This window comes from Halomonas sp. SIMBA_159 (assembly GCF_046536035.1).
Classification (GTDB): domain Bacteria; phylum Pseudomonadota; class Gammaproteobacteria; order Pseudomonadales; family Halomonadaceae; genus Vreelandella; species Vreelandella venusta_A.
In genome coordinates, this window is sequence record NZ_JAWJBT010001633.1 from 1 (window position 1) to 235 (window position 235).

The 235-nt window shown below is 61.7% G+C and carries 1 protein-coding gene; it reads right to left on the minus strand.

The window, feature by feature from the left end:
• Positions 1-235: AMP-binding protein (locus R0J87_RS24745; RefSeq protein WP_498889683.1), on the minus strand; the 235-nt coding region annotated here is incomplete at both ends.

Here is a 235-nt window from a genome sequence, read left to right on the forward strand (position 1 = left end):
GGCTTCCGTGATCAGGGTGCGGATCCCGGCCTGACTGACGATGCTGCTCTGACGCTCAATCGGCTGCTCAGGATCCAGCGGCACATAGACCGCGCCGCTCAGCATCACACCCAGTACAGTGGTGATACACGGCAGAGAGCGACTCAGCGCCACCCCGACTTTTTCCCCCGGCTGAACGCCCTGTGCCAGCAAGGCGCTGGCAACAGCATCGGCTTTTTCTATCAGGCTCTGGTAG